The sequence below is a fragment of the Glycomyces arizonensis DSM 44726 genome, assembly GCF_000482705.1.
Lineage (GTDB): Bacteria > Actinomycetota > Actinomycetes > Mycobacteriales > Micromonosporaceae > Glycomyces > Glycomyces arizonensis.
This window is the reverse complement of sequence record NZ_AXWO01000001.1, coordinates 424,216-448,847: the sequence shown is the minus strand read 5'-3', so window position 1 is coordinate 448,847 and position 24,632 is coordinate 424,216. Positions and strand designations below refer to the sequence as shown.

Sequence of the window (24,632 nt, the reverse complement as noted above, 5' to 3'; positions counted from 1 at the left end):
GGTAGACTCGACCGGTTGCCGGTTCCGCGCCTCTCCCAGTCGCGGCACCGGCCCGTCCGCGTGCCCAGAACACGGGTTGGGAGTCCCCGAATGTCCGAAGGCAAGGCCGCCTCCAAGCTCACGAGCCTGCTCGACGCCGCGTCCGCCTCCGCGAAGCTCGCCCGCGTCGCCGAGCTCGCGCGCGCCTCCGACCGGGCGGTGGACGTGATCGCCGTGCCCGGCGCCCGCCCGCTCGCCCTCGCCCAGGCCGCCCGGCACGCGCCAGGACCGCTCCTGGCCGTCACCGCCACCTCCCGCGAGGCCGAAGAGCTCGCCGAGGCCCTCGCCTCCTTCATCCCCGAAGACGACATCGCGCTCTACCCCGCCTGGGAGACCCTCCCGCACGAGCGCCTCTCGCCCCGCTCCGACACCGTCGGCACCAGACTCGAACTGCTGCACCGCATCCACGGCGGCGACGTGCCCCGCGTCATCGTCACCCCGGTCCGCGGCGCCCTCCAGCCCCAACTCAAGGGCCTGGGCGCGCTCGAACCGATCCACCTGCGCCGCGGCGACGAGACCGACCTGCCCGAATTGTCCGAACGCCTCCTCGGCCTCGCCTACGAGCGCGTCGACCTCGTCGAGAAGCGCGGCGAGTTCGCCGTGCGCGGCGGCATCCTCGACGTCTTCCCGCCCACCGCGCAGCACCCGCTGCGCCTGGAGTTCTTCGGCGACGAGGTCGACGCGATCCGCGAGTTCTCCGTCGCCGACCAGCGCTCGCTCGACCCGGCCGACGAGCTCCGCGCCACGGCCTGCCGCGAGCTGCTGCTGACCGACGACGTCCGCGCCAAGGCCGCCGCGCTCGCCGACTCGCACCCGGGCATCGCCGAGATGTGCGCCAAGCTCGCCGAGGGCATCCCCGTCGAAGGCATGGAATCGCTCATGCCCTCCCTGGTCGGCCCCGAGAACCTCGAACTGTTCAGCGAGACGCTGCCCGCCGACGCCCTGGTGGTCGCGATCGAGCCCGAGCGCATCCGCACCCGCGCCACCGACCTGGTCGCCACGTCGAACGAGTTCCTGGAGGCCTCCTGGGCCGCCGCGGCGGCCGGGGCCCAGGCCCCCGTGGACCTCGGCGCCGGGATCTTCCGCGACCTGGCCGACGCCCGCACCGTCGCGCTCGGCGCCGGGCAGCGCTGGTGGACCGTCTCCCCGTTCGCCGCCGCCCCCGAAGAGGACGCGCTCGCCGCCGAACTGGCGGCGATCACCGGCGAAGGCCCGTCAGGCGATGTTGCCGATGACTCGATCACCATCGACCTCGGCATCACCGAGGCCCCGCGCTACCACGGCGACGCGGCCAAGCTCACGGCCGACATGAAGGCGTGGACGCAGTCGGGCCGCGCCGTGGCCGTGGTCTACCCGGCCCTCGGCGGCGCCGAGCGGGCCGCCGAGCAGCTCCGCGGCGCCGGAGTCGGCGCCCACCTGGCCGCCTCGCCCGCATCGTTCGCCCCCGGCGAGGTGACCGCCTGCGTCGGCACCCTCGCCGTCGGCTTCATCGACGAGGCCGCGGGACTGGTGGCCGTGACGGCCGCCGACATCGCCGGAGGCAAGGCCCTCGCCGCGCAGCGCCCCCGCAAGGGCAAGGCCGTGGGGCGCCGCGGCACCATCAATCCGCTCGAACTCTCGCCCGGCGACTACGTCGTCCACGACTCGCACGGCGTCGGCAAGTACCTGGAGATGGTGCGCCGCAGCATCGGCGGCGCCGAGCGCGAGTACCTCGTCATCGAGTACGCGGCCTCCAAGCGCGGCCAGCCCGGCGACCGCCTCTTCGTGCCCACCGACTCGCTCGACCAGCTCACCCGCTACGTCGGCGGCGAGCAGCCGTCCGTGCACAAGCTCGGCGGCACCGACTGGCAGAAGACGAAGCGGCGCGCCCGCAAGGCCGTGCGCGAGATCGCCGCCGAGCTCATCCAGCTGTACGCGGCCCGCCAGGCCGCCGAGGGCCACGCGTTCGCCCCGGACACGCCGTGGCAGCGCGAGATGGAGGACGCCTTCCCCTACATCGAGACGCCGGACCAGATGTCGGCGATCGTCGACACCAAGGCGGACATGGAGGCCCGAGTGCCGATGGACCGCCTGGTGATGGGCGACGTCGGCTACGGCAAGACCGAGGTGGCCGTCCGCGCCGCGTTCAAGGCCGTCCAGGACGGCAAGCAGGTGGCGGTCCTGGTGCCCACCACGCTCCTGGCGAGCCAGCACTACACGACCTTCATCGAGCGCATGGCCCAGTTCCCGGTGCGCATCAAGCAGCTCTCGCGCTTCCAGTCGGCGCGCGAGGCCGCCGAGATCCAGAAGGGCATCGCGAACGGCGACGTCGACATCCTCGTGGGCACCCACCGCCTCCTCCAGGCCGAGACCCGCTTCAAGGACCTCGGCCTCATCATCGTGGACGAGGAGCAGCGCTTCGGCGTGGAGCACAAGGAGAAGCTCAAGGCCCTGCGCACCGCCGTCGACGTGCTCACCATGTCCGCCACGCCGATCCCGCGCACGCTGGAGATGGCCGTGACCGGCATCCGCGAGATGTCCACGATCGCCACGCCCCCCGAGGAGCGCCACCCGGTGCTGACCTATGTGGGGGCCTGGGAGTCCAAACAGGTCGCCGCGGCGGTCCGCCGCGAACTCCTGCGCGACGGGCAGGTCTTCTACCTCCACAACAGGGTCGAGTCGATCGACCGCGCCGCCACCCGGCTGCGGGAGCTCGTCCCCGAGGCCCGCGTCGCCGTCGCCCACGGCAAGATGGGCGAGGGCCAGCTCGAGAAGATCATGCAGGGCTTCTGGGAGGGCGAGTTCGACGTGCTCGTCTCCACGACGATCATCGAGTCGGGCATCGACATCCCCAACGCCAACACGTTGATCGTCGAGCGCGCCGACCTGCTCGGCCTGTCCCAGCTCCACCAGATCAGGGGCCGCGTCGGCCGCAGCCGCGACCGGGCGTACGCCTACTTCCTCTACCCGAGCGAGCAGCCGCTGTCCGAGACCGCCCACGAGCGGTTGGCGACGATCGCCCAGCACTCCGAGCTCGGCGCGGGCATGTACGTGGCGATGAAGGACCTGGAGATCCGCGGCGCGGGCAACCTGCTCGGCGCCGAGCAGTCGGGCCACATCGCCGACGTCGGCTTCGACCTCTACCTCCGCATGGTCGGCGAGGCGGTGACGGCCTTCAAGGGCGGCGGCGAGGAGCCCCCCGCGCCGGTCAAGGTCGAACTGCCGCTGGACGCCAACGTCCCGGTCGACTACATCGAGGTCGAGCGGCTGCGCCTGGAGATGTACCGCAAGATCTCCGAGGTCCACGACGAGGCCGAGCTCGAGGAGGTCCGCGAGGAGATGGAGGACCGCTACGGTCCCGCGCCCGAGCAGGTCCAGACCCTGTTCCACCTGGCCCGCTTCCGCCTCCTGGCCCGAGCCCACGGCCTGACGGACATCACCTTGCAGGGCAAGAACCTCCGCTTCTCCACCGTCGAGCTGCCCGACTCGAAGCAGATGCGCCTGCGCCGCCACTACCCGGAGGCCCACTACAAGGCCCAGGCCGGCCTGATCAGCGTCCCGCGCCCCACGACCTCCCGCATCGGCGGCAAGCCGATCGAGGGCCTCGCCCTCCTCCAGTGGTGCGCCGACCTCATCACCGACACCGTCCCCGAAGCCGCATGAGCGCCTGGCGGCGCCGTGGCATCGTGGAGTGATGGCGAAGGGCAGGGCAGTGCGGCCTCGCGCCGCCGACGAGGCGTTCGGGCAGCGGCTGGCTCGGCGGTACCTCCGCGCCGATTTCCGCGGCGGAGAGAACGCCGTCCCTCATCCGGCCGGGGGCCTCGCCGCGCGGCACTCGCTGAACTCCTACCTCGAATCGTCCCGGACCTCACGCTGGTTCGAACGGTGGTTCTGGTCGTTCGTCCTGCTGTGCTGCCTCGTCGCGCTCTTCTTCACCGGGCTCGCGTTCTTCATCGACCAGGCGCCCACGGGCGGCGCCGCCGTCGTGCTGGTCGCCTTCGGCCTGCTGATCCTCGTCTTCGCCGTGCGGTTGCAGGCGGGCGTGCGATGCATGTTCCGCCACCGCCACGACAAGCGGAAGTCGAGGCGCTGACCGCCCGGCGGCACTCGAACCGGTGGCCGGATAGGGACCGGCATCGCGCTGCGACTAACCTCACAGAGGCAATCGCATGAGCGGAAGGGTATGACCGTGCGCACATTGAAACTGGCCGGACTGGCGGCAGTCGGAGTGGCGGCGCTGACGGCGTGCAGCAACGTGCAGGGCGCCGCGCTGTACGTCGGCGAGGAGCGGGTCTCCGAGGCCTCGCTCGACGGCTACGTCGACGACACCGTCACCTCCTACCTCGACCAAGGCGCCGCGCCCGCCGACATCGACTACGCCGCGAGCCGCGAGCAGGCGGTCCTGTGCCTGATGTTCGACGAGCTCGGCCGGGCCCTCGACCTGCCCGAACCCGACACCGGGCAGGCCGTGAGCGACCTCGACGAGCGCTGCATCGCGGCGCAGGGGTACCTGAACACGATCGCCGCCGACGCCGAGCCGAGGGAGCTCACCGAGCCCGAGCTCGCCAAGCTGCGCGAGATCGGCTTCGAGTTCGCGCAGCTCCCCGACCAGAACAAGGCCGACCTGAAGTTCTCGGCGGGCTTCTCCGATCTCCTGGGCGGGTACATCGAGGAGTACGACATCCGCGTCAACCCCCGCTACGGCGTCGACGCCTTCAGCGTCATGCCCGAGGAGCTCCAGGGCCTGTTCGACGTGGAGATCCCGCAGCGTTGAGCGCCGCAGAGGCGAGCACTGTCGTCTGGCTCCTGACCTCCCCGCGCATCCCCGCGGGCCTGCTCACGGTGGAGGCCTGGGACGCCCTGCACGAGGCCGAGGCCGTCGCCGCGTTCGACTCCTCGCCCACCGTCGAGGCGGTCCGCGACGCCGGGATCGAGGTGCTGCTCGTCGACGACGCCGCCGCCTTCCTCGAAGAAGGCGGCGTCTGGATCGTCGGCGAGGACGGCGACGAGGAGCTCCGCGAGGCCCTCGCCGAGTACGTCGCGGGCGGGGAGCTCGAACTGGAGGTCGTCTACGGCTCGTGGGACCCGCCGGGGGCCAGGCTGCTGGACCTCGTGGCGGCCGTCGAGCAGCTCCACGCCGATGAGGGCGGCTGCCCCTGGCACCGCTCGCAGACGCACGAGAGCCTGGCGCCGTTTTTGATGGAGGAGTCCTACGAGGTCCTCGACGCGATCGCCGACGGCGACGCGGCCGATCTCGAAGAGGAGCTCGGCGACCTGCTGTTCCAGCCGGTCCTGCACGCGCGGCTCGCGGCCGGGCGCGGCGAGTTCGACATCGACGACGTCGCCGGGGCCGTGGTCGACAAGATCATCCGCCGCCACCCGCACGTGTGGGGCGACGCCGACCCCGACGAGCTCTATGAGCATTGGCACAGCGCCAAGGCCGCCGAGAAGCCGCACCGTGACCACCCGGCCGACGGCGTCTCCCGCCGCCTGCCGTCGCTGGCGTTCGCCTCCAAGGTCATCGATCGCTTCGCCGACGCCGGGGCCCCGCTCGACCTCCCCGAGCTGCCCGGCGGGGCGAAGGTCGACGCCGATGACGTGGGGGAGTTCCTGCTCGCCGCGGTGGTCGCGGCCAGGGCCGCCGGGGTCGATCCCGAGCTCGCCCTCAGGCGCGCCGTGGTCGTGAAGGCGGGAATCGAGGAGTAGCACCGCGCGTCTGGCTTCACAATACCGTTCGGCTGGGCTTAACAGTCGGGCCCGTTTTTTGCTACCCTAGTTCCCATGCCACCCGGTGACGCAAGTGAATCAGCCCATATCGGGCAAGACACCCAGGTCCGAGGCAACCAGGCCCGCGGGTCAGCCGAACTGACCTTCGATGCGCCACGCATCGACGACGGGCCGCGACTGTGGGAGCTCGCCGCGAACGCGGGGGCCCTTGACGTCAACAGCAGGTATGCCTACCTGCTGTGGTGCCGCGATTTCGCCGGCACCAGCGTCGTCGCCCGCGACGCCGACCGTCTGGCGGGCTTCATCACCGGTTACCGGCGGCCGCAGGCGCCTGACACGTACTTCGTGTGGCAGGTCGCGGTCGGACAGGACCACCGTCGCCGTGGTTTGGCGCGGCGCATGCTCGACCACGTGGTCGAGCGCCTGCGCCCGCAAGGAGTTCGCTTCGTGGAAGCGACAGTGACTCCGGACAATAAAGCGTCCATCCGCCTGTTCGAGTCGTTCGCCGAGGCGAACGGTGCGACCATGGGGGTGGACGTGCTGTTCTCTGAGCGGGAACTCGGATCCGGCCATGAGCCGGAGCTGCTCCACCGCATCGGTCCACTGGACTGAGCCGGAGGGCGGCGGTCGCGAGGCCGCCGCGAGTTCTGGGTCCCTTCGGGCCGCCGCGCAGCGGAGGCCCGGCCGCGGGCCCGCCACCCGTCCTACCCGGGCATCGAGGATGCCGGCCCGGGTAAGCGCCTGGCGGTCACACCGCCCGGGAAGCAGAGGCAGCTCATCAGGCCGACCAAAAGAGACAATGCAGGTTTTCGAAAAGGTCGAATCAGAAGTCCGTTCCTACTGCCGCAGCTGGCCGGCGGTGTTCACCACCGCGCGGGGCAGCAGGCTCAACGCCGAAGACGGGAAGTCGTACATCGACTTCTTCGCCGGGGCGGGGTCGCTCAACTACGGCCACAACCACCCCGTGCTCAAGGAGGCGCTCCTCTCCTATCTCGCCGACGACAACGTCATCCACTCTCTGGACACCTATACGGCCGCGAAGCGGACGTTCCTCCAGACGTTCGACGATGTCGTCCTCAAGCCCAGAGGTCTCGACTACAAGGTCCAGTTCCCCGGCCCGGCCGGGAACAACGCCGTCGAGGCCGCCCTCAAGCTCGCCCGCAAGTACACCGGCCGCGAGACGATCGTCTCGTTCACCAACGGCTTCCACGGCATGACGCTGGGGGCCCTGGCCGTCACGGGCAACTCGATGAAGCGCGGCGGCGCGGGCGTGCCGCTCAACAACGCCGCCACCATGCCCTACGACAACTACATGGACGGGCAGACGCCCGACTTCCTGTGGCTGCGGAGCCTCCTGGAGGACTCCGGCTCCGGGCTCGACCAGCCCGCCGCGGTCATCGTGGAGACCGTCCAGGGCGAGGGCGGCATCAACGTCGCCTCCGATGAGTGGCTCCGCGGCCTCCAGGAGGTGTGCCGCGAGCACGACATGCTGTTCATCGTCGACGACATCCAGATGGGGTGCGGGCGCACCGGCCCGTTCTTCTCCTTCGAGCGCGCCGGGATCACGCCCGACATCGTGACGCTCTCGAAGTCCCTCTCGGGCCTGGGCCTGCCGTTCGCGGTCACGCTCATGCGCCCCGAGCTCGACGTGTGGGAGCCCGGCGAGCACAACGGGACCTTCCGCGGGTTCGCGCCCGCGTTCGTCACCGCCGCCGCCGCGCTGGAGACGTTCTGGCGCGACGACGAGTTCACCAAGGCGGTCGACGTCAAGGCCGAGTGGCTCGACGCCGAGCTCGGCAAGATCGCCGAGTCCTACCCCGAGCTGGAGCTGTCGACGCGCGGCCGCGGGCTCGCCCGCGGCCTGGTGTTCGCCGAGGCCGAGCTGGCGGGCCGCACCTGCAAGGAGGCCTTCCGGAACGGCCTGCTCATGGAGACGTCGGGCGCGGAGGACGAGGTCGTCAAGTTCCTCCCGCCGCTGAATACGTCCTATGAGGACTTCGAAGAGGGCGTGGCGATCCTGCGCGACGCCGTCACCGCGATCGCGAAGGAGCAAGCATGATCGTCCGCCGCCTCGCCGACCTGATCGGCACCGACCGCGACGTCGAGGGCAACGACCGAGACAAGGCCAAGGGCACGTGGCGCTCACGCCGCCTGATGCTGGCCAATGACAAGGTCGGATTCTCCCTGCACGACACGGTCCTGTTCGCCGGGACCTCCACCACGATGCACTACGCCAACCACGTTGAGGCGGTCTACGTCATCGAGGGCACGGGGAAGCTCCACGATCACGACAACGGCGATGTCCACGAGCTCGCGCCCGGGACCATGTACCTCCTCAACGGCCACGAGCGGCACACGCTCGTGGCCGAGACCGACGTGCGCACCGTCTGCGTCTTCAACCCGCCGGTGACGGGGAAGGAGGTCCACGACGAGCACGGTGTCTATCCGCTGTTGACCGAAGACGACTGATCACCATGAAGGAGTGACCCATCATGAACACCCGCGACAACTACCCGACGCGGGTCGCCAAGGAGCCGCGGCTGATCTACCGCAACGAGGACCCGGCCGTCTGGGGACGACCCGGCGACGGCCCTCTCGACGCGGGACAGCTCGACGCTCACGAGGCCAACGGATTCACCGCGATCGACCAGCTGCTGGAGCCCGATCAGCTCCAGGCGGCGCAGGACGAGCTGCAGCGCATGCTGCACGACTCCTCGCTCGACGGCGACGAGCGCGTGATCCGCGAGAAGGACTCCAAAGAGGTCCGCTCGGTGTTCGACGTCCACAAGATATCGGAACTGTTCGCCGATCTGCTGCGCGATGAGCGCATCGCGGGCACGGCCCGCCAGATCCTCGGCTCGGACGTCTACGTCCACCAGAGCCGGGTCAACTACAAGCCCGGGTTCGGCGGCAACCCGTTCTACTGGCACTCGGACTTCGAGACCTGGCACGCCGAGGACGGTATGCCGCGGATGCGGGCGGTCAGCCTCTCGCTGGCGCTCACCGCGAACTACCACTTCAACGGCTCGCTGATGATCATGCCCGGCTCGCACAAGACGTTCGTCTCGTGCGTGGGCGAGACGCCCGACGACTACTACAAGGCGTCGCTGACCGAGCAGGAGATCGGCACGCCCGATCAGACCTCGCTGCGGCTGCTCGCCGACAAGCACGGCATCGAGCAGTTCACCGGCGACGCCGGCTCGGCGATCTGGTTCGACTGCAACTGCATGCACGGCTCGAACGGCAACATCACGCCGTTCCCGCGCTCGAACCTGTTCATCGTGTTCAACAGCGTCGACAACGCGCTGACCGACCCGTTCGCGGCGAAGGAGCCGAGGCCCGAGTTCCTCGGCTCCCGCGACTGGCAGGTCCTGCGCTAGCGCACCGACCGCGCAGTGCGGCGGCCCCGACTCGGTTTCGAGTCGGGGCCGCCGCGCTTCTTGGTGTGCAACAGTCTCGCTGCGAGCGTCAGTCGCCCGCGGGGACGGCGTCCTCGTCGTAGACCGGGGCGGGCATCGCCGCCGCCAGCTCGGTGAACTCATCGAGCGTGAGGTCGAACTCGCCTTCGAAGGTCATGAACAGGTTCACCGCCCAGCCGTCCTCGTCGAAGACGGTCACCTCGTAGATGCCGGCCTCGGGGTTGGACTCGAGGACGGCGGTGCGGCCGTCGACCTCGACCTGCTCGCACGCGGCGTCGACCTTCCCGTCGCAGTCGGGCAGCTGCCCGGCGTCGAGGTTCTCATCGTCGGGGCTCCAGGCGGACCAGCCGCCCGGCAGCGTGTAGGTGACGTTGACGTCGGCGTCGCCCTCGCCCGCGAACGCCTCGTAGGGCAGCTCCACCGCCATGCCGTACTGGTGCAGGGCCGTCGTGTCCCCCTGGTCCAGGGTCATGGCGCCGACCGACTCCTCGATCAGGCCGGCCTCCGGGTAGAGCGCGGTGAGCGCCTCCTCGACGGCCTCGCCGGTCGCGACCGCGTCGGCCTGGGCCTTCCCGTCCCAGTCGTCGTCGGTGGGCCAATCGGAGGGGTCGACCACCGCCTCCACCGGCGCGAGTCCGGCGGTGTCGAAGTCGAACTCCGGCATCGACAGGACGGCGTCGGTGAGCGCGTCCAGGTCCACCGGGCGCTCGCCCTCGCAGCCGGTGTCCCACGAGACGCGCAGGCCCGACTCGTTCGGGTAGACCACGGCCAGGTCGTAGCCGCACTCGCCGTCGGCGATCGTGAGCGTCCGGCCGTCGTCCAGCTCCTCGCTGGTGAGCTCGGCGCCCTCGCCGTCGATGAGGTGCTGCGGGAACGCCTGCCCGCCGACGGGGCCCGGCTCGGCGGTCCAGCCGCCCGGCAGCAGCGCCTCGGCCGTGAACGCGGGGGACTCCGCCTCCTCGTTGCCGTCGGCGAGCCAGTAGCTGCGCAGGTAGACCTCGCCGCCGTTGGCCGGCGTCTGGTTCGCCTGGTACGCCAGGCCGAGCGGCTTGCCGAGGCACTCCTCGTAGACCTCGGGCGTCTCGGCGAACATGGAGCAGTCGTCCTCGGTCGCGGTGCGCTGCGCGTCGTTCCAGATGCCGGCGTCCGCCAGCAGCTGCCCGAACGCCTCGGTGGCCGCGTCCTTGACCTCCCTCGCCTCGCCGCGGGGCTCGGCGGTCTCCTCCTCGTCCTGCGCGGCGCCCCAGTCCTCGTCGTAGGGGTAGCCGGCCATGGCCGGGTCGAAGTCGAATCCGTCGGCGGCCGCGGGACCGCCGCCCCCACCGGGGTTCAGGCCGATGACCAGCGCCATCGCTCCGGCGAAGGCCGCGACTCCGGCGGTGGCGGCGCCGCCGAGGACGGCGCGGTGGCGGCGCCTGGCCCGGTAGCCGTCGCTCACGGCCCGGTCGAGGTCGAAGCGCGCCGGAGGCGGAGCGTCGGGCAGCGCCCTTCCGATGATGTCTGTGGGATCATGATCGTTCATAGTGGTTCCTTTTCTGCCGCTATGCCTGGACCGGGACGGAGGAGTGGGCCAGGAGCTCCTTCAGCTTTCGCAGGGCCTTGGAGGTCTGGCTCTTCACCGTCCCGGTCGAGCAGCCCATCGCCGTAGCGGTCTCGTCGACGGACAGCTGCTCCCAATACCGCAGGATGAGCGTCGCGCGTTGCCTGGAGGGCAACTGATTCAGCGCCGCGAGCACTTCGAGTCGCACCTCGACCGCCTCCTGCGGGTGGCTGAAGGCGTGGTCGGGGAGGTCGGCGGAGGCGCGTTCGCGCCGCACCCACGCCAGGCGCCGGTGGGAGAGGAAGACGTTGGTGACGATCTTGCGCACGTACGCGCCGGCGCCCCCGGGGTCGACGCGGTTCCAGGCGCTGAAGAGCTTCGTCAGCGCCTTCTGGACGATGTCGTCGGCCTCGTACCAGTCCCCGCACAGCAGGAACGCGTATCTTCGCAGGCTGTCGCGCTGGGCGACGGCGAAGGCCCGGAACTCGGCCTCCTGTTGTTCGTTCGGCTTCACAGGGCTCTCTCTCGACGGGTCGGATCTCGAGGCCGACCGGCGCCGCGGGTTGACTCGGTGCGGTCGGCATAGCTGGATACGGTGCCGGGGCCGCGCGGGTTGCCCGCGAGCGAAGCAGTTCTTCGGAGCATTGGGCAGGGTCGTTCAAAGGCAGAGTCGTTCAAAGGCAGAGCCGTCAAAGATAGCGCCGCGGCCCCGACTCGGCTCGGAGTCGGGGCCGCGGCGTGAGCGGGGGGACTACTCGGTGGGGACCTCCGGGACCGCCTCGGCGTCGTAGGGCGGCGCGGGGAGAGCCAGCACCAGGTCCACGATCTCGTCCATCGTCAGGCCCGCGTCCGCGGCGGATTCGATCCAGATCGAGGCGGCCCAGCCGTCGGGGTGGTGGACGGTCACGCTGTAGTTGCCGTCGAGCCCCTCCTCTTGCTCGGTGACGACCGTCCGGCCGTCCCGCTCGAACCGATTGCACGTGGCGCCCTCAGCGCCCTCGTCGTCCCGGCAGACCGCCAGGTACGGCTCGCCGACGTAGCCGTCTCCCAGCCCGGGGAGCCAGCCGCCGGGCAGGAAGTAGTGCATCTCGTAGCCCACCGGGAACACCTCGCCGTCGATGTCGGTCGTCATCGGCAGCGTGCCGCTGAACCGGTAGACGCGGAGGTGCGTGGCGCCGCGGTATTCGACGCCGTTCTGCGTCGGCGTCGCGCTGCCCACGGTGGCGCCCGGGTAACGCTCGTCGAGGACCGCCAGCGCCGCCTCGCCCGCGGCGGCGGCGTCGCCCGCCGCCTCGGACTCCCACGACGGGTCCCACAGCCAGCCGGTCGGGATGTCCCAGAGCTCGTCGACCGGTTGCAGCTCTGGGGATTCGTAGTCGAGTTCGGGCATCGTCAGGGCCGCGTCCACCAGTGATTCCAGTTCCACCGGGTACATCCCCTCGGTGCCGGGCTCGCAGCCGATCTCCCACGACAGCCGCAGCGCGGTGCCGGTCGGGTAGGCGATCAGGACGTCGTAGGCGCAGCCGTGGTCGGCGGTCGACACCGTCCGGCCGTCGTCGAGCGTCGTGGACTCGAACACGGGCGCCTCGTCGGTGTAGTAGGCGGCCCTGCTGATCAGGTGCTGGGGAAAGACCTGCCCGGTGACCGGCCCGGGTTCGGCCGTCCACCCGCCGGGCAGGTAGAGGTCCATGTTGAACACCGGATGCTCGATCGCGTACTGGTCGCCCCACACCTCGGCGTGGTATTCGCGCAGGAACACCTGCCCGTAGTTGCCGGGGCGCTGCTCCGCGTTGAGCAGGAAGTCGACGTCGCCGAAATCGCAGCCCTCGCCGGTCATGGCGGGGTCCCCGCTGAGCAGGTCGCATTCGGCGGTGGGCTCGGGGATCGCCGACTCGTCCCAGAGGCCGCCCTCGACCAGCAGTCCGGCGAACGCGGCGGCGGTGGCCGCCTTGAGATCGAGGTCGAGGCCCCCGGGGGAGCCGTAGCTCCACGCCTCCGTCCACGGGTACCCGGCCATGGCCGCGTCCGTCGGGTCGACGGCGGGCGCCTCCTCCTCTTCGGCCGCCGTGGTCTGCGGCGCGGGGTCGGCGGTGTCGACCGGGGCGCTCTCCGGTGACATCGTCAGGACCAGCGCGATCGCGCTCACCGCGGCGACCACGCCCGCCGCGGAGGCGCCGCCGAGCGCGAGCCGATTGCGGCGGCGCAGGCGGCGGCCGTCCGCCATGATCCGGTCGACGTCGAACTCGACCGGTGGCACGAGCTCGGGTCGGGCGTTGCGGAGCGACTCGACGATGTGCGAATCGTCGTGCATGGCGGTCTCACCTTCCGTGGTACTCGGGTTGCGGCGTCGCGGGAAGCAGCCTGCGCAGCGCCTGTATGGCCTTGGAGGACTGGCTCTTCACCGTCCCGATCGAGCACCGCATGGCGTCGGCGGTCTCCTCGAGCGTCAACTGCTCGCAGTACCGCAGGACGACGGTGGCGCGCTGCCTCGGCGGCAGGCGCTCCAGCGCGGTGAGGATCTCCATCCTGGTGTCGACCGCCTCCTGCGGGCTGCCGTGGGCCACGGGCTCGGGCAGCTCGGTGGTCGCCCGCTCCCGGCGCACCCACTCGCGGCGCAGGTGCGAGAAGTAGGTGTTGGTGACGATCCTGCGCGTGTACGCGGCGGCGCCGCCGGGCTCGATCCGCCGCCAGGCCGCGAACAGCTTCGTCAGCGACTTCTGGACGATGTCGTCGGCCTCGTACCAGTCCCCGCACAGCAGGTACGCGTATTTGTGGAGGCTGTCGCGCTGGGCGGCGGCGAAAGTGCGGAACTCGGCCTCATGCTGTTCACGGTCCACGGGGCTTCTCTCACGTCGAGGGGGCGGGCCGGTAGAGCGAAAAGACCCGTCGCGCTTAATACGCGGCCGAATCGAGGAAGGTTGCCTCCGCTACGCGCCGTTTTCAGTCTTCGAGCCGGACGCCGAGCAGCGCGTCCACGGCCTCGTCGTAGCCGTCGGTGGCGCCGTGGTGGGCGGTGACGGTGCAGCGGGCGGGCGCCCGGGCGCCGCGGTCGATGTAGAGGTAGGCCTGGGCGCGGGTGTAGTCGACCGCGGTCGGGCCCGCCTCGGGGTCGTCCCACTGCGTCCAGTGGTACTGGATCTCGACGAGGAAGGCCTGGCGGCCGTCGATGATGTAGTCGCTGTACTCGGGCCCGGCGGTGATGGCGTACTCGTCGCCGTCGCCGCGGCGCTCGTGGTCGCGGGACTCCTCGGCGGCGAACCAGGCCTCGTGGTCGGTGAAGCCCGTCGGGTAGCTCCCGAGGCGGTCGCGGATGTCGCCGCAGATGAGGATGACCGTGTCCTCGGCGGCGTCCTTGTCGAAGGTGGCGCTGGTGTCGCCCGTGTCCTGGAGCGACCAGTGCTGTCCCTGCGGGGTGGGGAGCCAGGCGTCCTGCTCGAGGGTGAACGGGTGGTAATCGGCCTGGTCGGGGTCGAACGGCCCGAGGTCCTCGGTGAGGTCGGTGCCGACCGGAGTGAAGCCGGGGGCCTCCGGCTCGTCGCCGAGGAGCACGAACGCGGTGGTGCCGCCGCCGAGCACGAGGGCGGCGAGGAGGCCGATCGTCACGGCCAGCGTGGTGCGGCGAGACCGCCGCGGCTTCCGGCGCGGGGGTGGGGGCGGGGCGAACTGCGGCTCGGGGGCGAACATGTCGGGGGCGCCCGGCGGCGGATCCTCGCCCAGGCGCCGGTGTTCGCGCGGAGTGTCGTCTTCGGAGGGCATGGAACCGCCTCACCTGACTCGGGGAATGACCTACGCATTCTAAGTCCGGCGCCTGACCGCACCGACGAGCAGCGCCCGCAGGGCCGAGGCGGACACCCACACCGTCCCGGCCGCCGAGGCGAGCACCAGGAACGGCAGTGCGGACGGGGTGTCGGACGGCTCGGCGAGGGCGGCGATGGCGGCCGAGCAGCCGAGGGCGACGCCTATGGCGCAGAAGCCGAGCGCGCCGCACGCCGAGGCGGCCCGGCGTTCCAGGCGGCCGGTCAGGACGAGGGCGGCGGCGGTGAACGCGGCGGCGGAGGCCGCGTCGGTCAGGCGCGCGAGCACCGTGACGGCGAGGCCGGGGTCGCCGTCGCCGCCGAGGAGATCCCACAGGATCGTCATGGCCGGGAGTGCGACCACCAGCGTCCAGGCCGTGCGGCGGGCCTGGGCGGTCTCCAGCTCCCGCTGCATCGCCGCGGCGACGATGTCGGGGGAGCCGAAGTCGGCCGACGCCCGCTCGACGGCCTGCTCGCGGCTGAGGCCGTGCTCGACGCCGTCGGCCACGGCCTCTTCGAAGCCGTCGCCGAGCTCGGCGAGCATGTCCTCGCGCAGCCGCCGGGGACCGCGCAGCGGCGCGGCCACCTCCTCGAGGTAGCTCATGCGTCCAGGACCGCCGTCATGACCCGGCGGAGCGCGAGCCAGTCCTCGCGGCCCTTCTCGAGCGCGCTGCGGCCCTGCTCGGTGAGCTCGTAGACGCGGCGGCGGCGCCCCCCGGCCTGCGTCCACTTGCCGGCGACGTGCCCGGCCCGCTCGAGGCGGCGCAGGGCCGGGTAGACGGTGCCGCTGGGGAGGTCGAGCTGCTCGCCGCTGCGCTCACGAAGCGCCCCGATGATGGCGTAGCCGTGGGCCTCGCCGCGCCGGAGTGTGGCGAGGATGAGCGTGTCGAGTTGGCCGTGAATGCCGTCTGCGTCCATGGCATACCAGCGTACGTCATAGATAGGCGGGCTTGTTATGTAGAACAACTACATGTAACCTGTCTACATGATCAGATACATGCGTTTCACTTCACTCATCGCCGGCCCGCTCCTGATGGCGGTCTCGACCTTCCTGTGGGACGGCGAGCGCTACGGGGTCACCGCCGGCGTCGTCATCATGATCGCCAACACGCTGTGGATATACGGCCTGATCGGCGTCTGGGAGCGGATCGCCGAGGTCAAGCCGCTGACCGGCGCCGTCGGCCTCGTCCTGGCCCTGGTCGGCTGCATCGGCGGCGTCGCCTTCGGCCTCCAGGCGTTCTTCGAGGGCATCTTCGAGGTCTCCGGCGCCGAGTCCCTCGCCGCCGCGGAGGCCTACCCGACCGCCTCGACGATCGTGCTGTGGCTGCCGGGCTCGATGATGCCGATCAGCCTGGTCGCCCTCGGCATCGCCCTGGCCTGGTCCAGGCTCGCCCCCCTCTGGCTCGGGGCTCTGCTGTTCGCCAGCGGCGCGGCCTTCCCGCTCAGCCGCATCACCCGCACCGAGTCGATCGCCCACCTGGCCGACGCCTTCATCCTCGCCGCCTTCGCGGTCCTCCTCGTCCACTACCTGCGAGAACGAACGAACGCGGTGCGCGCGCCGCAACCCGCCTGAAGTAATCTCCGTCACGGGAACCCGTTTGCGCGCGCGCAAACGGGTCCGGTACAGTTGTTCCGCGTCGGCGCGATGAACTTCGGAGCGCTCGAACACCATTGGGGTATGGTGTAATTGGCAACACGGCTGATTCTGGTTCAGTTGTTCTTGGTTCGAGTCCAGGTACCCCAGCAAAGCGAGGCCGCCTTCGGGCGGCCTTTTCGTTTGCGTGGTGGGTGCCGTGCGGGGGCAACACGGCTGCTGTGCCGTTGGGCGCACTCCGTGCGCGTGGTTCAGTTGTTCTTGGTTCGAGTCCAGGTACTCCAGCAAAGCGAGGCCGCCTTCGGGCGGCCTTTTTGTTTGCGTGGTGGGTGCCGTGCGGGGGCAACACGGCTGCTGTGCCGTTGGGCGCACTCCGTGCGCGTGGTTCAGTTGTTCTTGGTTCGAGTCCAGGTACTCCAGCATGTGAAAGGCCGTCCTAAGACGGCCCTTTTATTGTCGGGGCAGCCGATCCCGATCCTGGACGGTGCAGATTTGAGTATTCCCGTCGCAAATGTGTGAAGTCAGCGGTTTGCGTTATCGTCTGTGATTGCCCTGGCCAGGCCCCCGAAGTATCGCTCGGCGGCTTCCGACGACTCGAACAGGTATCCGGACGTGTCGCTGTAGCCGAGGCTGACCGCCTCGAGCCACTCGTTGAGGAGCCACAGGTGCTCGCATTCTGGGTAGGCGGCCTCGGGTCGGTTGTCGAAACTGAGGTACTCCTCGTCAAGGAGCAGCTGGGTCAACCGCATGGCGGCAAGGGGGAATCGAAGTGAGCCTGAGAGGTAGGCGCTGGCGGTTTCGCGAGCTCGAGTGAACACAGCCTCCGGTAGGGGAGCCAGGTCGAGCGCCAGCTCTTCGATGACCGACGGTACGAGTTCGCGGACTTCGTATGCCGCGTCGCGTGGCTGCCCCGCCAATTCAGCCAGCGCCCGTGAATCGAGCCCGCGAGTCAAAGCATGGGCGGCCTCCATCGGCAGGTCAAGCGCGGAGTCGAGGTCGTAGAGGTAGTCCTCCAAGGCACGTCTCAGCTGTTGCACTTGACCATCATTTCGCATGCCCATGCTGGGAGCCAAGTGTTTTGCCTGGCTGCTCGCACGGAGGCTGATCTGGGAAGTCATGGGCACCGAGTCGGTCGTACAGAGCCATTACCTGCGAATATAGATCGTATTCGCTTCCGGAAGGCCAGCCGACATGAGGCCGCCTTCGGGCGGTCTTTTTCCTCGTTCCGGCCATGCGGGTCGTAGGCGACGGGCGGGACGGCGAAGACGCCGTGGACGCCCGCGGTGGCGGCGGTGAGGGTGCCGGGTTCGTCGAAGTCGCCTCGGACGAGGGCGGCTCCGGCCTCGGCCAGGGCGCGTGCCGCTGGGGCGTCGAGGTCGCGAACCAGGGCGCGGACCTTCCATCCGCGGTGGAGCAGGTGCCGGGTGGCCGCGCCGTCCTGCTGGCCGGTGGCGCCGGTGATGAGAACGGATCGGGCTCTCGACCAGTCCAGCTCCCGAATGGAGGATTCGTAACGTGCAGCGCTCCACCGCTTCGTCTATACGGCCCGGAACGCGGCAACGCTCGTCGGTGCCTACAACAGTCCGATCGACCTCGGCTCCATCGCCACCGGTGTGCGGCCCGAACCGCTTGAGGACCAGGAGCGGGCGGTCGCATGGTCGAACGCTGAGCTGCAGGTCATGCTCGCCTGCGTGGGCGCGGCTCATCGCGCGGGCCTGGACTCGCACACCTGGAAGCTCGCGCTGTTCATGTTCAACATGCTGCTGCGCGGCGGTGGTATGCGGGAGGGTCTGGAGGTCATGAAGCTCGGGCTGCGGGCCGCCGAGCGCGACGGAGCGAGCATCGGGCAGATCCGGCTCCTTCGGCACGTCGCGATCATGAGCCTCCATCTGGGACTGGAAGAAGACGCCGTCGCCGAGCTCGGACGGGCGCTGGCCCTCAGCGCTGAACTCGACGATCCGGCGCTCCTGGCCCAGGCGCACCGCAGTATGGCACTGGTGTGCGGCAGGTTGGGACGCTACGGCGAGGCATTGGAGCATGGGCAGGTGGCGCTGCGGAGGTTCGAGGAGCTCGGCAACGCGACGGCCACGGTCATGACGCGCAACAGCGTCGGCTGGTACTTCGCCCATCTCGGGCGATTCACGGAGGCCATGGAGCATTGCCGGCGAGCGCTCGAAGGCTCCCGAAGCATCGGCGACCGCTTCCATACGGCCTCGGCGCTGGACAGCATCGGCTACATCCACCACTGCCAAGGCGATCACCGCACCGCGGTCACGTACTTCCGGGAGGTGCTGGACGACTTCGCCCTCCTCACCAGCCGACACGTGCTCTCCGTCAGTGCCGAACACCTGGGCGACGCCTACCACGCCCTGGGTGAACTCGACGCCGCCCGCGAGGCCTGGCAGCGGGCCCTCGCGATTCCCGAAGGGCCGACACCGGCCGAGTCCGACCGCATTCGAGGAAAACTCCGGGGCGTGCGGCATTGAGGGCGATGGCGCGACAGGCCGTTCGCGATCGCGTCGGTATCCGCCCTCGCGGCGGCTTCAGCGGGTGTCGAGATCGGACAGCAGATCGGTGAGGAGGGATTCCTCCACGACGGACCGGCCGCGTCCGGCCATCGCGTCGGCGAGCGCGGGGTCCCATGGGGTCTCGGCCGGGGGGCCGTCCAGCGTGATGCCCGCCTGGGCGCCGCGGTAGTCGGCGGTGGACATCCTCCACGGCCGGGCGTTCGCGTAGCGGCCGAGCGCGGCGGCGGTGTGGCGGACACCGGCCCAGTCGAAGTCGTTCCGCCACAGGATCTCCGCATCGGAAGCGGAGGACAGGAGCCGGTGGGCGGCGGCCGAGGCGGTGCCTTCGGCGCAGACCAGCGGGGCGCCGGACGCGCCGAGCCCATCGGCGGCGGCGCGCAGCACGGCGGGGTTCTCGCAGACGAAGATCCTCGCGGCCTTCACGGACATTTCGGCGAGGCGGAGCTGGTGGAGGGTGAGCCGCAGGGGGATGCCGTGCGCGGCGGCCTCGGTCATCCACGACCCCACCGGTCCGCCCGCGGCCGGCACGTTCAGGACCAATACCTGGCTGTCCAGGTCGTCGGGGGTCAGGCCGGCCCATTCGAGCAGCTTCCGCTCGGCTTCGGCGGTGGCCGGCTCCTCGGTGCCGGCCCATGCGGCGAGTGCCGCCAGCAGCAGCGTGCGGTGGCGTTCGGTGTTCAGCGCCTTGGCGTCGGCCAGGACGCGTTCGGCGAACGCGGGCAGCGGTTCGCCCCGAGCGGGGAGCGCGTCGAGCGCGGCGCGGACGGCGATGAAGTCGCTGCCGTCGATGGCGATGCGGGCGATCGAACCGAACCGGACGAGCTGGTCGACCCACCGCTCGAACCAGCGCTCGCCGCGGTGGCGGCAGGCGCGGGCCTGTTCGAGGACGATGCGGCGGCGCCGCTCGCGGGCGGCGCGTTCGGCGTGGCGGTCCCGAGGAGGCGAGCCGGTGACCTGTGCGATGGCGTCGTTCAGCGCGAGCCCGTAGGCGAATTCGAGGTATTCGGCGAGGTCGTCCAGTTCGAGCACGGTCAGGCCGGTCGTCGAGCGCCGGTAGGCCCCGGTGACGGCGATGATGAGCTTCCGCTCATCGTCGTCGGGGCGCCGCAGGGAGATCCGCTGCTGGTGCTGTTCAACGCCGCGCTTGGCGGCCTGGAGGAGGCGAGTCCATTCGGGTCCGAATTCGGTCACACCGCCGCTCCTTCGGGTGCGTGCCGGTGCTCGGCGGTCGCTCGGCCGGAGACGTCCGGCCCGCATCCTGATGAAGCGTCTTGGGTCACACCAGATTTCCTCCATGCGGCAATGTCGACATCGAGATTAACGGCGCGATCCGACATCCGCGGGTCCGCCGTCACCCGGTCGGGGGACCCGTATCCGAGCGCAGCCTGTGATGTCCAACTCACGCAAGGGGTTCAGAGGCGTCCTTGCTCGGCCGCGCGCCTGCGCAGGCTCCGGCCGAGACCGCCCATCAGCTCGATGAGCCGGTCGACTGCGGCCTCGTCCATCTCCGCGACGGTGTAGTCGGCGAGCTCGCAGTACAGCTCCTTGAGCGAGGGGATCACCGCCCGCCCCTTGTCGCTGAGGTCGACGATCTGGGCGCGGGCGTCGTGCGGGGACGGGCGCCGGACGATGAAGCCGCCGGATTCCAGCTTGCGGAGCATGACCGTCATGGTCGGGGGTTCGACGTCCGCCGCGGCGGCCAGGCTGCGCTGGTTCTGCGGCCCGTCGGCGTCGAGCGAGAGCAGCACGACCTCGTGCCCGAGGTGGAGATCGAACTTCGCCAGCGCCTGTGCCGCCCGGGCGCGGTGCCTGGCGGCCACGATCCGGATCGAGGAGTTGACGGCGTTGGCTCGGTCGTAGATCACAGAAGGGGCTCCTTGTCGGTGGATGGTTAGTATACTAATATTTAGTGTGCTAACCGATTCTAGCGCTTCAGAAAGGCGACCGCCATGAACCTCCACGAACACGAGACCGAGTTCGAGCGCGCCGCGGCCGACCCCGCCAACCTCCGGGTCGACCTGCCGCCGATCGACGTCAACGCCGTCCTCGCGGCGCACTACGACCTCGACGAGCCGCTCGAATTCACCCGCACCATGCTGTGGGACATGGAGCTCCGCAAGGCCCGCCGGCCCGATCTCTACCTTCCCGGCGGCGTCGCGCCCGGTTCGGCCCGGACCTGGACGACACCGGCGCTCGAAGCCACCGGCGACGACGTCTTCGTCCGCGTCAGCGAACAGCGGAATCTGGAAGACCCGACCGACTCCGGCCCGGTCATCGAGCAGGTCGGCATCGACCACGAGGCCCGGACGGTGACGTTCATCGGCACCGCCGAGCACGTCGGCCCCGACGGCGGCGTCCTCCGCGCCGCAGAGGGCCGGTCGCTGTTCCACGTCGAGCACGGCGCGGGCGGCACCGAGTCGCGGCCGCTGAACACCATGCGGTGGGTGTTCCTCGCGCCGGAGGACCGCGACGGCACCGAGGCGCGCCTCAGGGGCATCATCGGCCAGCCCGCGCGCCTGCCGGAGTTCATCGAGATCTACATCCGCGACGTGCTCGGCGTCGGACTGCGCCGCCGAGCCGCGTGAGCGCGGCGCGGCCGGTCCCGCCTTCGGGACCGGCCGCGGCGTCAGGAGAGCTCGTCGACCACCAGGCGGGCCGTCTTCGCCGCCGAGGCGGGGTTCTGGCCCGACACGAGGCGGCCGTCGGCTATCGCGTACTCGCCGAACGCCCTGCCGCCCTCCCATCGCGCGCCGCGATCCTCCAAGCGGCTCTGGAGCAGGAACGGGACGACGTCGTCGCGCTTGACGGCGGCCTCCTCCTCGTTGGTGAACGAGTTGAACCGCTTGCCGTCCACGAGATAGGAGCCGTCGGAGAGCTTCGCGTTCACCAGCGCCGACGGGCCGTGGCAGACCGAGGCGACCACGCCGCCGCGCTCGTAGATGTCGACGGCGGCGCGCGCGAGGGCCGTCGCGTCCGGGAAGTCCCACATGGTGCCGTGCCCGCCGACGAAGAAGATCGCGTCGTACCGGCTCGGATCGACCTCGCTCGCCTTCGGCGTCGACCGCAGCCGCTCGCGCTCCAGGTCGAGGAACTCCCGCTCGACCGGGTCGTCCTCGTCGACGCCCTCGTGCGGCGGCTCGCCGCCCTCGACCGACACGAAGTCGACGTCGACGCCCGCGTCGCGGAAGACCTGCCACGGGCGCGCGGCCTCCGGCACGGTGTACCCCGTCCGCTCCCCGGTGCCGTCGAGCTCGGCGTGGCTGGTGAGCGCCATCAAGACCTTCTTGCTCATCGATTCGTCCCCTCTGATCCCTCGTGCGTGCGGCCGGGGGAGTACCCATGGGCCCGCGATTGATTCCGGCGCCCGAACGGCGAGGACAATTCGCGAATGCCGCATGCTGCGGCCGCCGGGCTCCTAGCATCCGCATATGGCAACCGGGGAGATCGTCGCGCAGGGCCTCAAGATCGACTGGGCCCACATGCCGACCTACAACACCGTCATGGCCGTCGCGGCGGGCGCGGGCCTGCTCATGGTCGTCGGCTTCATGCGCCGCCTCGGCGACCCCGAGCGGCCGCTGGGCGCCGAGGGCTGGGCGATGGGCTTCGGCACCGTCGGCACCATCCTCGCCCTGACCGGCCTGCACATGACCCTGACGTGGCCGCTCGCGGCGGGCGGGTTCCCGTTCGACAACGTCATCTTCGGCGAGCCGAGCCTCGCCTTCGGCGTGCTGCTCGTCTTCGCCGCGTTCTACCTGTGGCGGCGCGCCGAAGTGCTCGACGCCGCCGGTGACCGCTTCGCGCCGCTCGCCTCCGCGGCGCACCCGGTGTCGGTGTTCGTGCTGGGCATGGGCCTGGCGTGCTTCGGCATCGCCGCCGCCGGGGTGGGCTACGAGCTGTTCGCCGCCCCGCCCGAGGAGCCGATATCCGGCGAGTTCGCCGACTACCCGATGGTCGAGGCCGTCTTCATCTCCGGCCTGTACGCCCTGGTCGGCATCGGCGCGGTCCTGTTCCCGTTCGCGCTCAAGCCGGGACGGCGGGCGGTGACGGGGGTGATCCTCGTCGTCTGGTTCCTCGCCGGGCTCGCGTTCCTGCTGTTCGGGGCCCTGAACTACTTCACGCACATCGGTTTGATCGTCAACACCATGTAGGCGCCCTCAGGCCTCGGCGCCCGCGGTGACCGCCTCGGCCTCCTTCTGAGCGGCCAGGTGCGGGCGGGCGAGGTGGGCGAGCGTGCCGCTGCCGATGGCGAGCGCCACGATCGAGGCGACCAGTGAGGCGACGCCGAACCAGTAGGGCGCGCCCTCGCCCATCGCCTCCGCGATGCCGCCCGAGACCGCCGGGGCGACGGCCCCGCCGAGGAACCGCACGCCCGAGTACGTCGACGACGCCACGTTCCGGGGCAGGTCGGTCGCCTCCATCACGGTCTGGGTCAGGGCCGTGTTCAGCACGCCCAGGAACAGGCCGGAGACGACGACCACGGTGATGAGCACCGGCACCGAGTTCACGCCGACCGCCATGACCGCGAGCCCGACTCCGAGCAGCGACAGCATCGTGAACAGCACCGGCAGCAGCCCGAACCGCCGCGTCAGGATCGGCGCGACGAAGACCGAAGTGATGGCCAGGGCCGTGCCCCAGCCGAAGAAGACCAGGCCGAGCTCGTGCGCTCCGAAGTCGAGGCCCGCCTGCGACGCGGCCTCCTCCAGCGGATACGGCGTGTAGGCCAGCAGTGTGAAGAAGCCGTAGTTGTAGAACAGCGCGGTGATGGCCAGGGCCAGCAGCGCCGGGTTGCGGACGGCCGACAGCCCCGCCGTGAACGGGACCGGTTCCGGCTTCGCGCCGGAGTCGCGCAGGAGGACGACGATGGCGAGGAGGGCCACGGCCATCAGCACGGCGGTGCCGAAGAAGGGCCCGCGCCAGGAGATCTCGCCGAGCGCGCCGCCCAGCAGCGGACCGGCGGCCATCCCGATGCCGAGCGCCGCCTCGTACAGGATCACCGCTCGGGCGCTGCCGCCGGTGGCCGCGCCGACGATCGCGGCGAGGGCGGTGGAGATGAACAGGGCGTTGCCGAGGCCCCAGCCCGCCCGGAAGCCGATGATCTGGCCGACGGTGTCGGAGGCGCCGGCCAGCGCGGCGAATACCACGATGAAGACCAGGCCCGCCAGCAGTGTGCGCTTGACGCCGAGGCGGCTGGAGATGAAGCCGCTGAAGAACATCGCGACCGCGGTGATGAGCAGGTAGCTCGTGAAGAGCAGCATCGTCTGCGACGGCGAGGCGTGCAGCTCCTCGCTGATCGCGGGCAGGATCGGGTCCACGAGTCCGATGCCCATGAACGACACCGCGCAGGCGAACGCGATCGCCCACACGGCCGTCGGCTGCCGCAGGATCGAGCCTGCCTGTGCACCTTCTTTGCTCTTGTGGGCGCGGTCTTTGCTCATCTGAGTGCTTCCTCGTTCCTTGTTCGCGGGACCGGCGGGCGGCACCGGCCCAGGGTGTTCAGCGTTCGTTCAGCCGGTCGGCGAGGTGCTCGAGCAGCTCCGCGGCCCGGTTCAGGACGGCGAGGTCGTCCTCGCCGAGGGCTTCGAGGTCGCGGTGCACCCCGGCGGCGGCCCGCATGCGGAACGCCTCGAGCTTGGCGGCGCCGGCGTCGGTGAGCCGTACTACGGAGGCGCGCGCGTCGGCCGGGTCCGAGCGGCGGGCGACGAGCCCGTCGGCTTCGAGCCGGTTCACGGTCGCGGTCATCGCGGGCTGCGTGATGGTCTCGCGCAGCGCGAGCTCGCCGACGCGGAGGTCGCCTTCGAACTGGAGGTTCGCGAGCACGCGCAGGGCGATGAGGGAGCGCTGCTCGCCGGACTTCCGCGATGCGGTCCGGGCGAACCGGCTCCCCTGGGAGATCAGGCGCGCGGCGAGCTCGTCGATGCCCTCGGGACTCCGTGAAACCATAGAACAAGTATATACATTCTTTATATAAATCGTCGAGGCCGCCTTGCGAGGCGTGGGTAAGGTACGGCTCAT

General features: G+C 70.5%; 26 protein-coding genes and 1 tRNA gene. 13 read left to right on the top strand and 14 right to left on the bottom strand.

Annotated features, from left to right (window positions below; genetic code table 11):
* The first annotated feature begins 90 nt into the window (after positions 1–90).
* The 8 genes from mfd to thpD all read left to right on the top strand — a co-directional run bounded on the left by mfd (position 91) and on the right by thpD (position 9,125).
* Positions 91–3,681 carry a transcription-repair coupling factor gene (gene mfd, locus H613_RS0102060; RefSeq protein ID WP_035735534.1) on the top strand — a complete coding sequence of 1,197 codons (3,591 nt, stop codon included), beginning with the start codon at positions 91–93 and terminating at the stop codon, positions 3,679–3,681.
* A gap of 31 nt (positions 3,682–3,712) precedes the next feature.
* Positions 3,713–4,111, top strand: coding sequence for a hypothetical protein (locus H613_RS0102055; protein WP_026922487.1), 399 nt, complete (start codon positions 3,713–3,715; stop codon positions 4,109–4,111).
* 96 nt (positions 4,112–4,207) lie between these two features.
* Positions 4,208–4,792, top strand: a complete 585-nt coding sequence (locus H613_RS0102050) for a hypothetical protein (protein WP_156925770.1) — start codon at positions 4,208–4,210, stop codon at positions 4,790–4,792.
* Positions 4,789–5,724 (top strand): MazG nucleotide pyrophosphohydrolase domain-containing protein, encoded by a 936-nt coding sequence (locus tag H613_RS0102045; RefSeq protein ID WP_026922485.1) that lies wholly within the window; start codon positions 4,789–4,791, stop codon positions 5,722–5,724. The genes H613_RS0102050 and H613_RS0102045 overlap by 4 nt, the downstream gene beginning before the upstream one ends.
* Positions 5,725–5,799: 75 nt before the next feature.
* A complete protein-coding gene (gene ectA / locus H613_RS0102040; RefSeq protein WP_084546226.1) occupies positions 5,800–6,357 on the top strand; it encodes a diaminobutyrate acetyltransferase in 558 nt (185 codons plus the stop codon).
* A gap of 187 nt (positions 6,358–6,544) precedes the next feature.
* Positions 6,545–7,804, top strand: a complete 1,260-nt coding sequence (gene ectB / locus H613_RS0102035; RefSeq protein ID WP_026922483.1) for a diaminobutyrate--2-oxoglutarate transaminase — start codon at positions 6,545–6,547, stop codon at positions 7,802–7,804.
* On the top strand, positions 7,801–8,214 hold the full coding sequence (locus H613_RS0102030) for an ectoine synthase (RefSeq protein WP_026922482.1): 414 nt from the start codon (positions 7,801–7,803) through the stop codon (positions 8,212–8,214). Before ectB ends, H613_RS0102030 begins: the two co-directional genes overlap by 4 nt.
* A gap of 23 nt (positions 8,215–8,237) precedes the next feature.
* The gene (gene thpD, locus H613_RS0102025) at positions 8,238–9,125 is read left to right on the top strand and encodes an ectoine hydroxylase (protein WP_026922481.1); all 888 of its coding nucleotides are present in this window, start codon (positions 8,238–8,240) and stop codon (positions 9,123–9,125) included.
* A gap of 88 nt (positions 9,126–9,213) precedes the next feature.
* Here thpD and H613_RS0102020 read toward each other — a convergent pair whose 3' ends face one another.
* The 7 genes from H613_RS0102020 to H613_RS0101990 form a co-directional block, all read right to left on the bottom strand.
* Positions 9,214–10,686, bottom strand: coding sequence for a hypothetical protein (locus H613_RS0102020; protein ID WP_026922480.1), 1,473 nt, complete (start codon positions 10,684–10,686; stop codon positions 9,214–9,216).
* Between the two features lie 19 nt (positions 10,687–10,705).
* Positions 10,706–11,218 (bottom strand): SigE family RNA polymerase sigma factor, encoded by a 513-nt coding sequence (locus H613_RS0102015; protein WP_026922479.1) that lies wholly within the window; start codon positions 11,216–11,218, stop codon positions 10,706–10,708.
* A 237-nt stretch (positions 11,219–11,455) separates the two neighbouring features.
* Positions 11,456–13,015, bottom strand: a complete 1,560-nt coding sequence (locus H613_RS0102010) for a hypothetical protein (protein ID WP_026922478.1) — start codon at positions 13,013–13,015, stop codon at positions 11,456–11,458.
* Between the two features lie 7 nt (positions 13,016–13,022).
* Entirely contained in the window at positions 13,023–13,541 is a 519-nt protein-coding gene (locus tag H613_RS23860) for a SigE family RNA polymerase sigma factor (protein ID WP_035735531.1), read from the bottom strand.
* Positions 13,542–13,644: 103 nt separating this feature from the next.
* Entirely contained in the window at positions 13,645–14,460 is an 816-nt protein-coding gene (locus H613_RS0102000; RefSeq protein WP_026922477.1) for a hypothetical protein, read from the bottom strand.
* 39 nt (positions 14,461–14,499) lie between these two features.
* Positions 14,500–15,102 carry a permease prefix domain 1-containing protein gene (locus tag H613_RS28820; protein ID WP_026922476.1) on the bottom strand — a complete coding sequence of 201 codons (603 nt, stop codon included), beginning with the start codon at positions 15,100–15,102 and terminating at the stop codon, positions 14,500–14,502.
* Positions 15,099–15,416 carry a PadR family transcriptional regulator gene (locus tag H613_RS0101990; RefSeq protein WP_026922475.1) on the bottom strand — a complete coding sequence of 106 codons (318 nt, stop codon included), beginning with the start codon at positions 15,414–15,416 and terminating at the stop codon, positions 15,099–15,101. Before H613_RS0101990 ends, H613_RS28820 begins: the two co-directional genes overlap by 4 nt.
* 79 nt (positions 15,417–15,495) lie before the next feature.
* Between H613_RS0101990 and H613_RS23850 the strand changes: the two genes are divergently transcribed.
* Complete coding sequence (locus tag H613_RS23850; protein WP_051392818.1) at positions 15,496–16,071, top strand: hypothetical protein; 576 nt, start codon at positions 15,496–15,498, stop codon at positions 16,069–16,071.
* Positions 16,072–16,170: 99 nt separating this feature from the next.
* Positions 16,171–16,242, top strand: a tRNA-Gln gene (locus H613_RS0101980).
* 371 nt (positions 16,243–16,613) lie between these two features.
* On the opposite strand, the gene H613_RS23845 is transcribed toward H613_RS0101980, so the two are convergent.
* Together H613_RS23845 and H613_RS32510 are read right to left on the bottom strand one after the other, a co-directional pair.
* On the bottom strand, positions 16,614–17,129 hold the full coding sequence (locus tag H613_RS23845; RefSeq protein ID WP_035735529.1) for a hypothetical protein: 516 nt from the start codon (positions 17,127–17,129) through the stop codon (positions 16,614–16,616).
* Positions 17,130–17,206: 77 nt separating this feature from the next.
* Positions 17,207–17,554: an NmrA family NAD(P)-binding protein gene (locus tag H613_RS32510; protein ID WP_342673002.1), complete on the bottom strand. Its 348-nt coding sequence runs from the start codon at positions 17,552–17,554 to the stop codon at positions 17,207–17,209.
* Positions 17,555–17,705: 151 nt separating this feature from the next.
* Here H613_RS32510 and H613_RS0101970 point away from each other — a divergent pair, with 151 nt between their 5' ends.
* The gene (locus tag H613_RS0101970; RefSeq protein WP_026922474.1) at positions 17,706–18,578 is read left to right on the top strand and encodes a tetratricopeptide repeat protein; all 873 of its coding nucleotides are present in this window, start codon (positions 17,706–17,708) and stop codon (positions 18,576–18,578) included.
* 57 nt (positions 18,579–18,635) lie between these two features.
* Here H613_RS0101970 and H613_RS0101965 read toward each other — a convergent pair whose 3' ends face one another.
* Positions 18,636–19,811: a TIGR02679 family protein gene (locus tag H613_RS0101965; RefSeq protein ID WP_051392817.1), complete on the bottom strand. Its 1,176-nt coding sequence runs from the start codon at positions 19,809–19,811 to the stop codon at positions 18,636–18,638.
* Between the two features lie 221 nt (positions 19,812–20,032).
* On the bottom strand, positions 20,033–20,485 hold the full coding sequence (locus H613_RS31255) for a MarR family winged helix-turn-helix transcriptional regulator (protein WP_026922472.1): 453 nt from the start codon (positions 20,483–20,485) through the stop codon (positions 20,033–20,035).
* An 84-nt stretch (positions 20,486–20,569) separates the two neighbouring features.
* Here H613_RS31255 and H613_RS31250 point away from each other — a divergent pair, with 84 nt between their 5' ends.
* Positions 20,570–21,205 (top strand): hypothetical protein, encoded by a 636-nt coding sequence (locus tag H613_RS31250; protein WP_026922471.1) that lies wholly within the window; start codon positions 20,570–20,572, stop codon positions 21,203–21,205.
* A 41-nt stretch (positions 21,206–21,246) separates the two neighbouring features.
* On the opposite strand, the gene H613_RS0101950 is transcribed toward H613_RS31250, so the two are convergent.
* A complete protein-coding gene (locus tag H613_RS0101950; RefSeq protein WP_026922470.1) occupies positions 21,247–21,912 on the bottom strand; it encodes a type 1 glutamine amidotransferase domain-containing protein in 666 nt (221 codons plus the stop codon).
* Positions 21,913–22,048: 136 nt separating this feature from the next.
* Here H613_RS0101950 and H613_RS0101945 point away from each other — a divergent pair, with 136 nt between their 5' ends.
* The gene (locus H613_RS0101945) at positions 22,049–22,768 is read left to right on the top strand and encodes a DUF981 family protein (RefSeq protein WP_026922469.1); all 720 of its coding nucleotides are present in this window, start codon (positions 22,049–22,051) and stop codon (positions 22,766–22,768) included.
* Between the two features lie 6 nt (positions 22,769–22,774).
* Here the strand turns inward: H613_RS0101945 and H613_RS0101940 are convergent, their stop codons facing one another.
* On the bottom strand, positions 22,775–24,055 hold the full coding sequence (locus tag H613_RS0101940; RefSeq protein ID WP_051392816.1) for an MFS transporter: 1,281 nt from the start codon (positions 24,053–24,055) through the stop codon (positions 22,775–22,777).
* A gap of 58 nt (positions 24,056–24,113) precedes the next feature.
* Positions 24,114–24,560, bottom strand: a complete 447-nt coding sequence (locus tag H613_RS0101935) for a MarR family winged helix-turn-helix transcriptional regulator (protein ID WP_026922467.1) — start codon at positions 24,558–24,560, stop codon at positions 24,114–24,116.
* Positions 24,561–24,632: the final 72 nt, after the last annotated feature.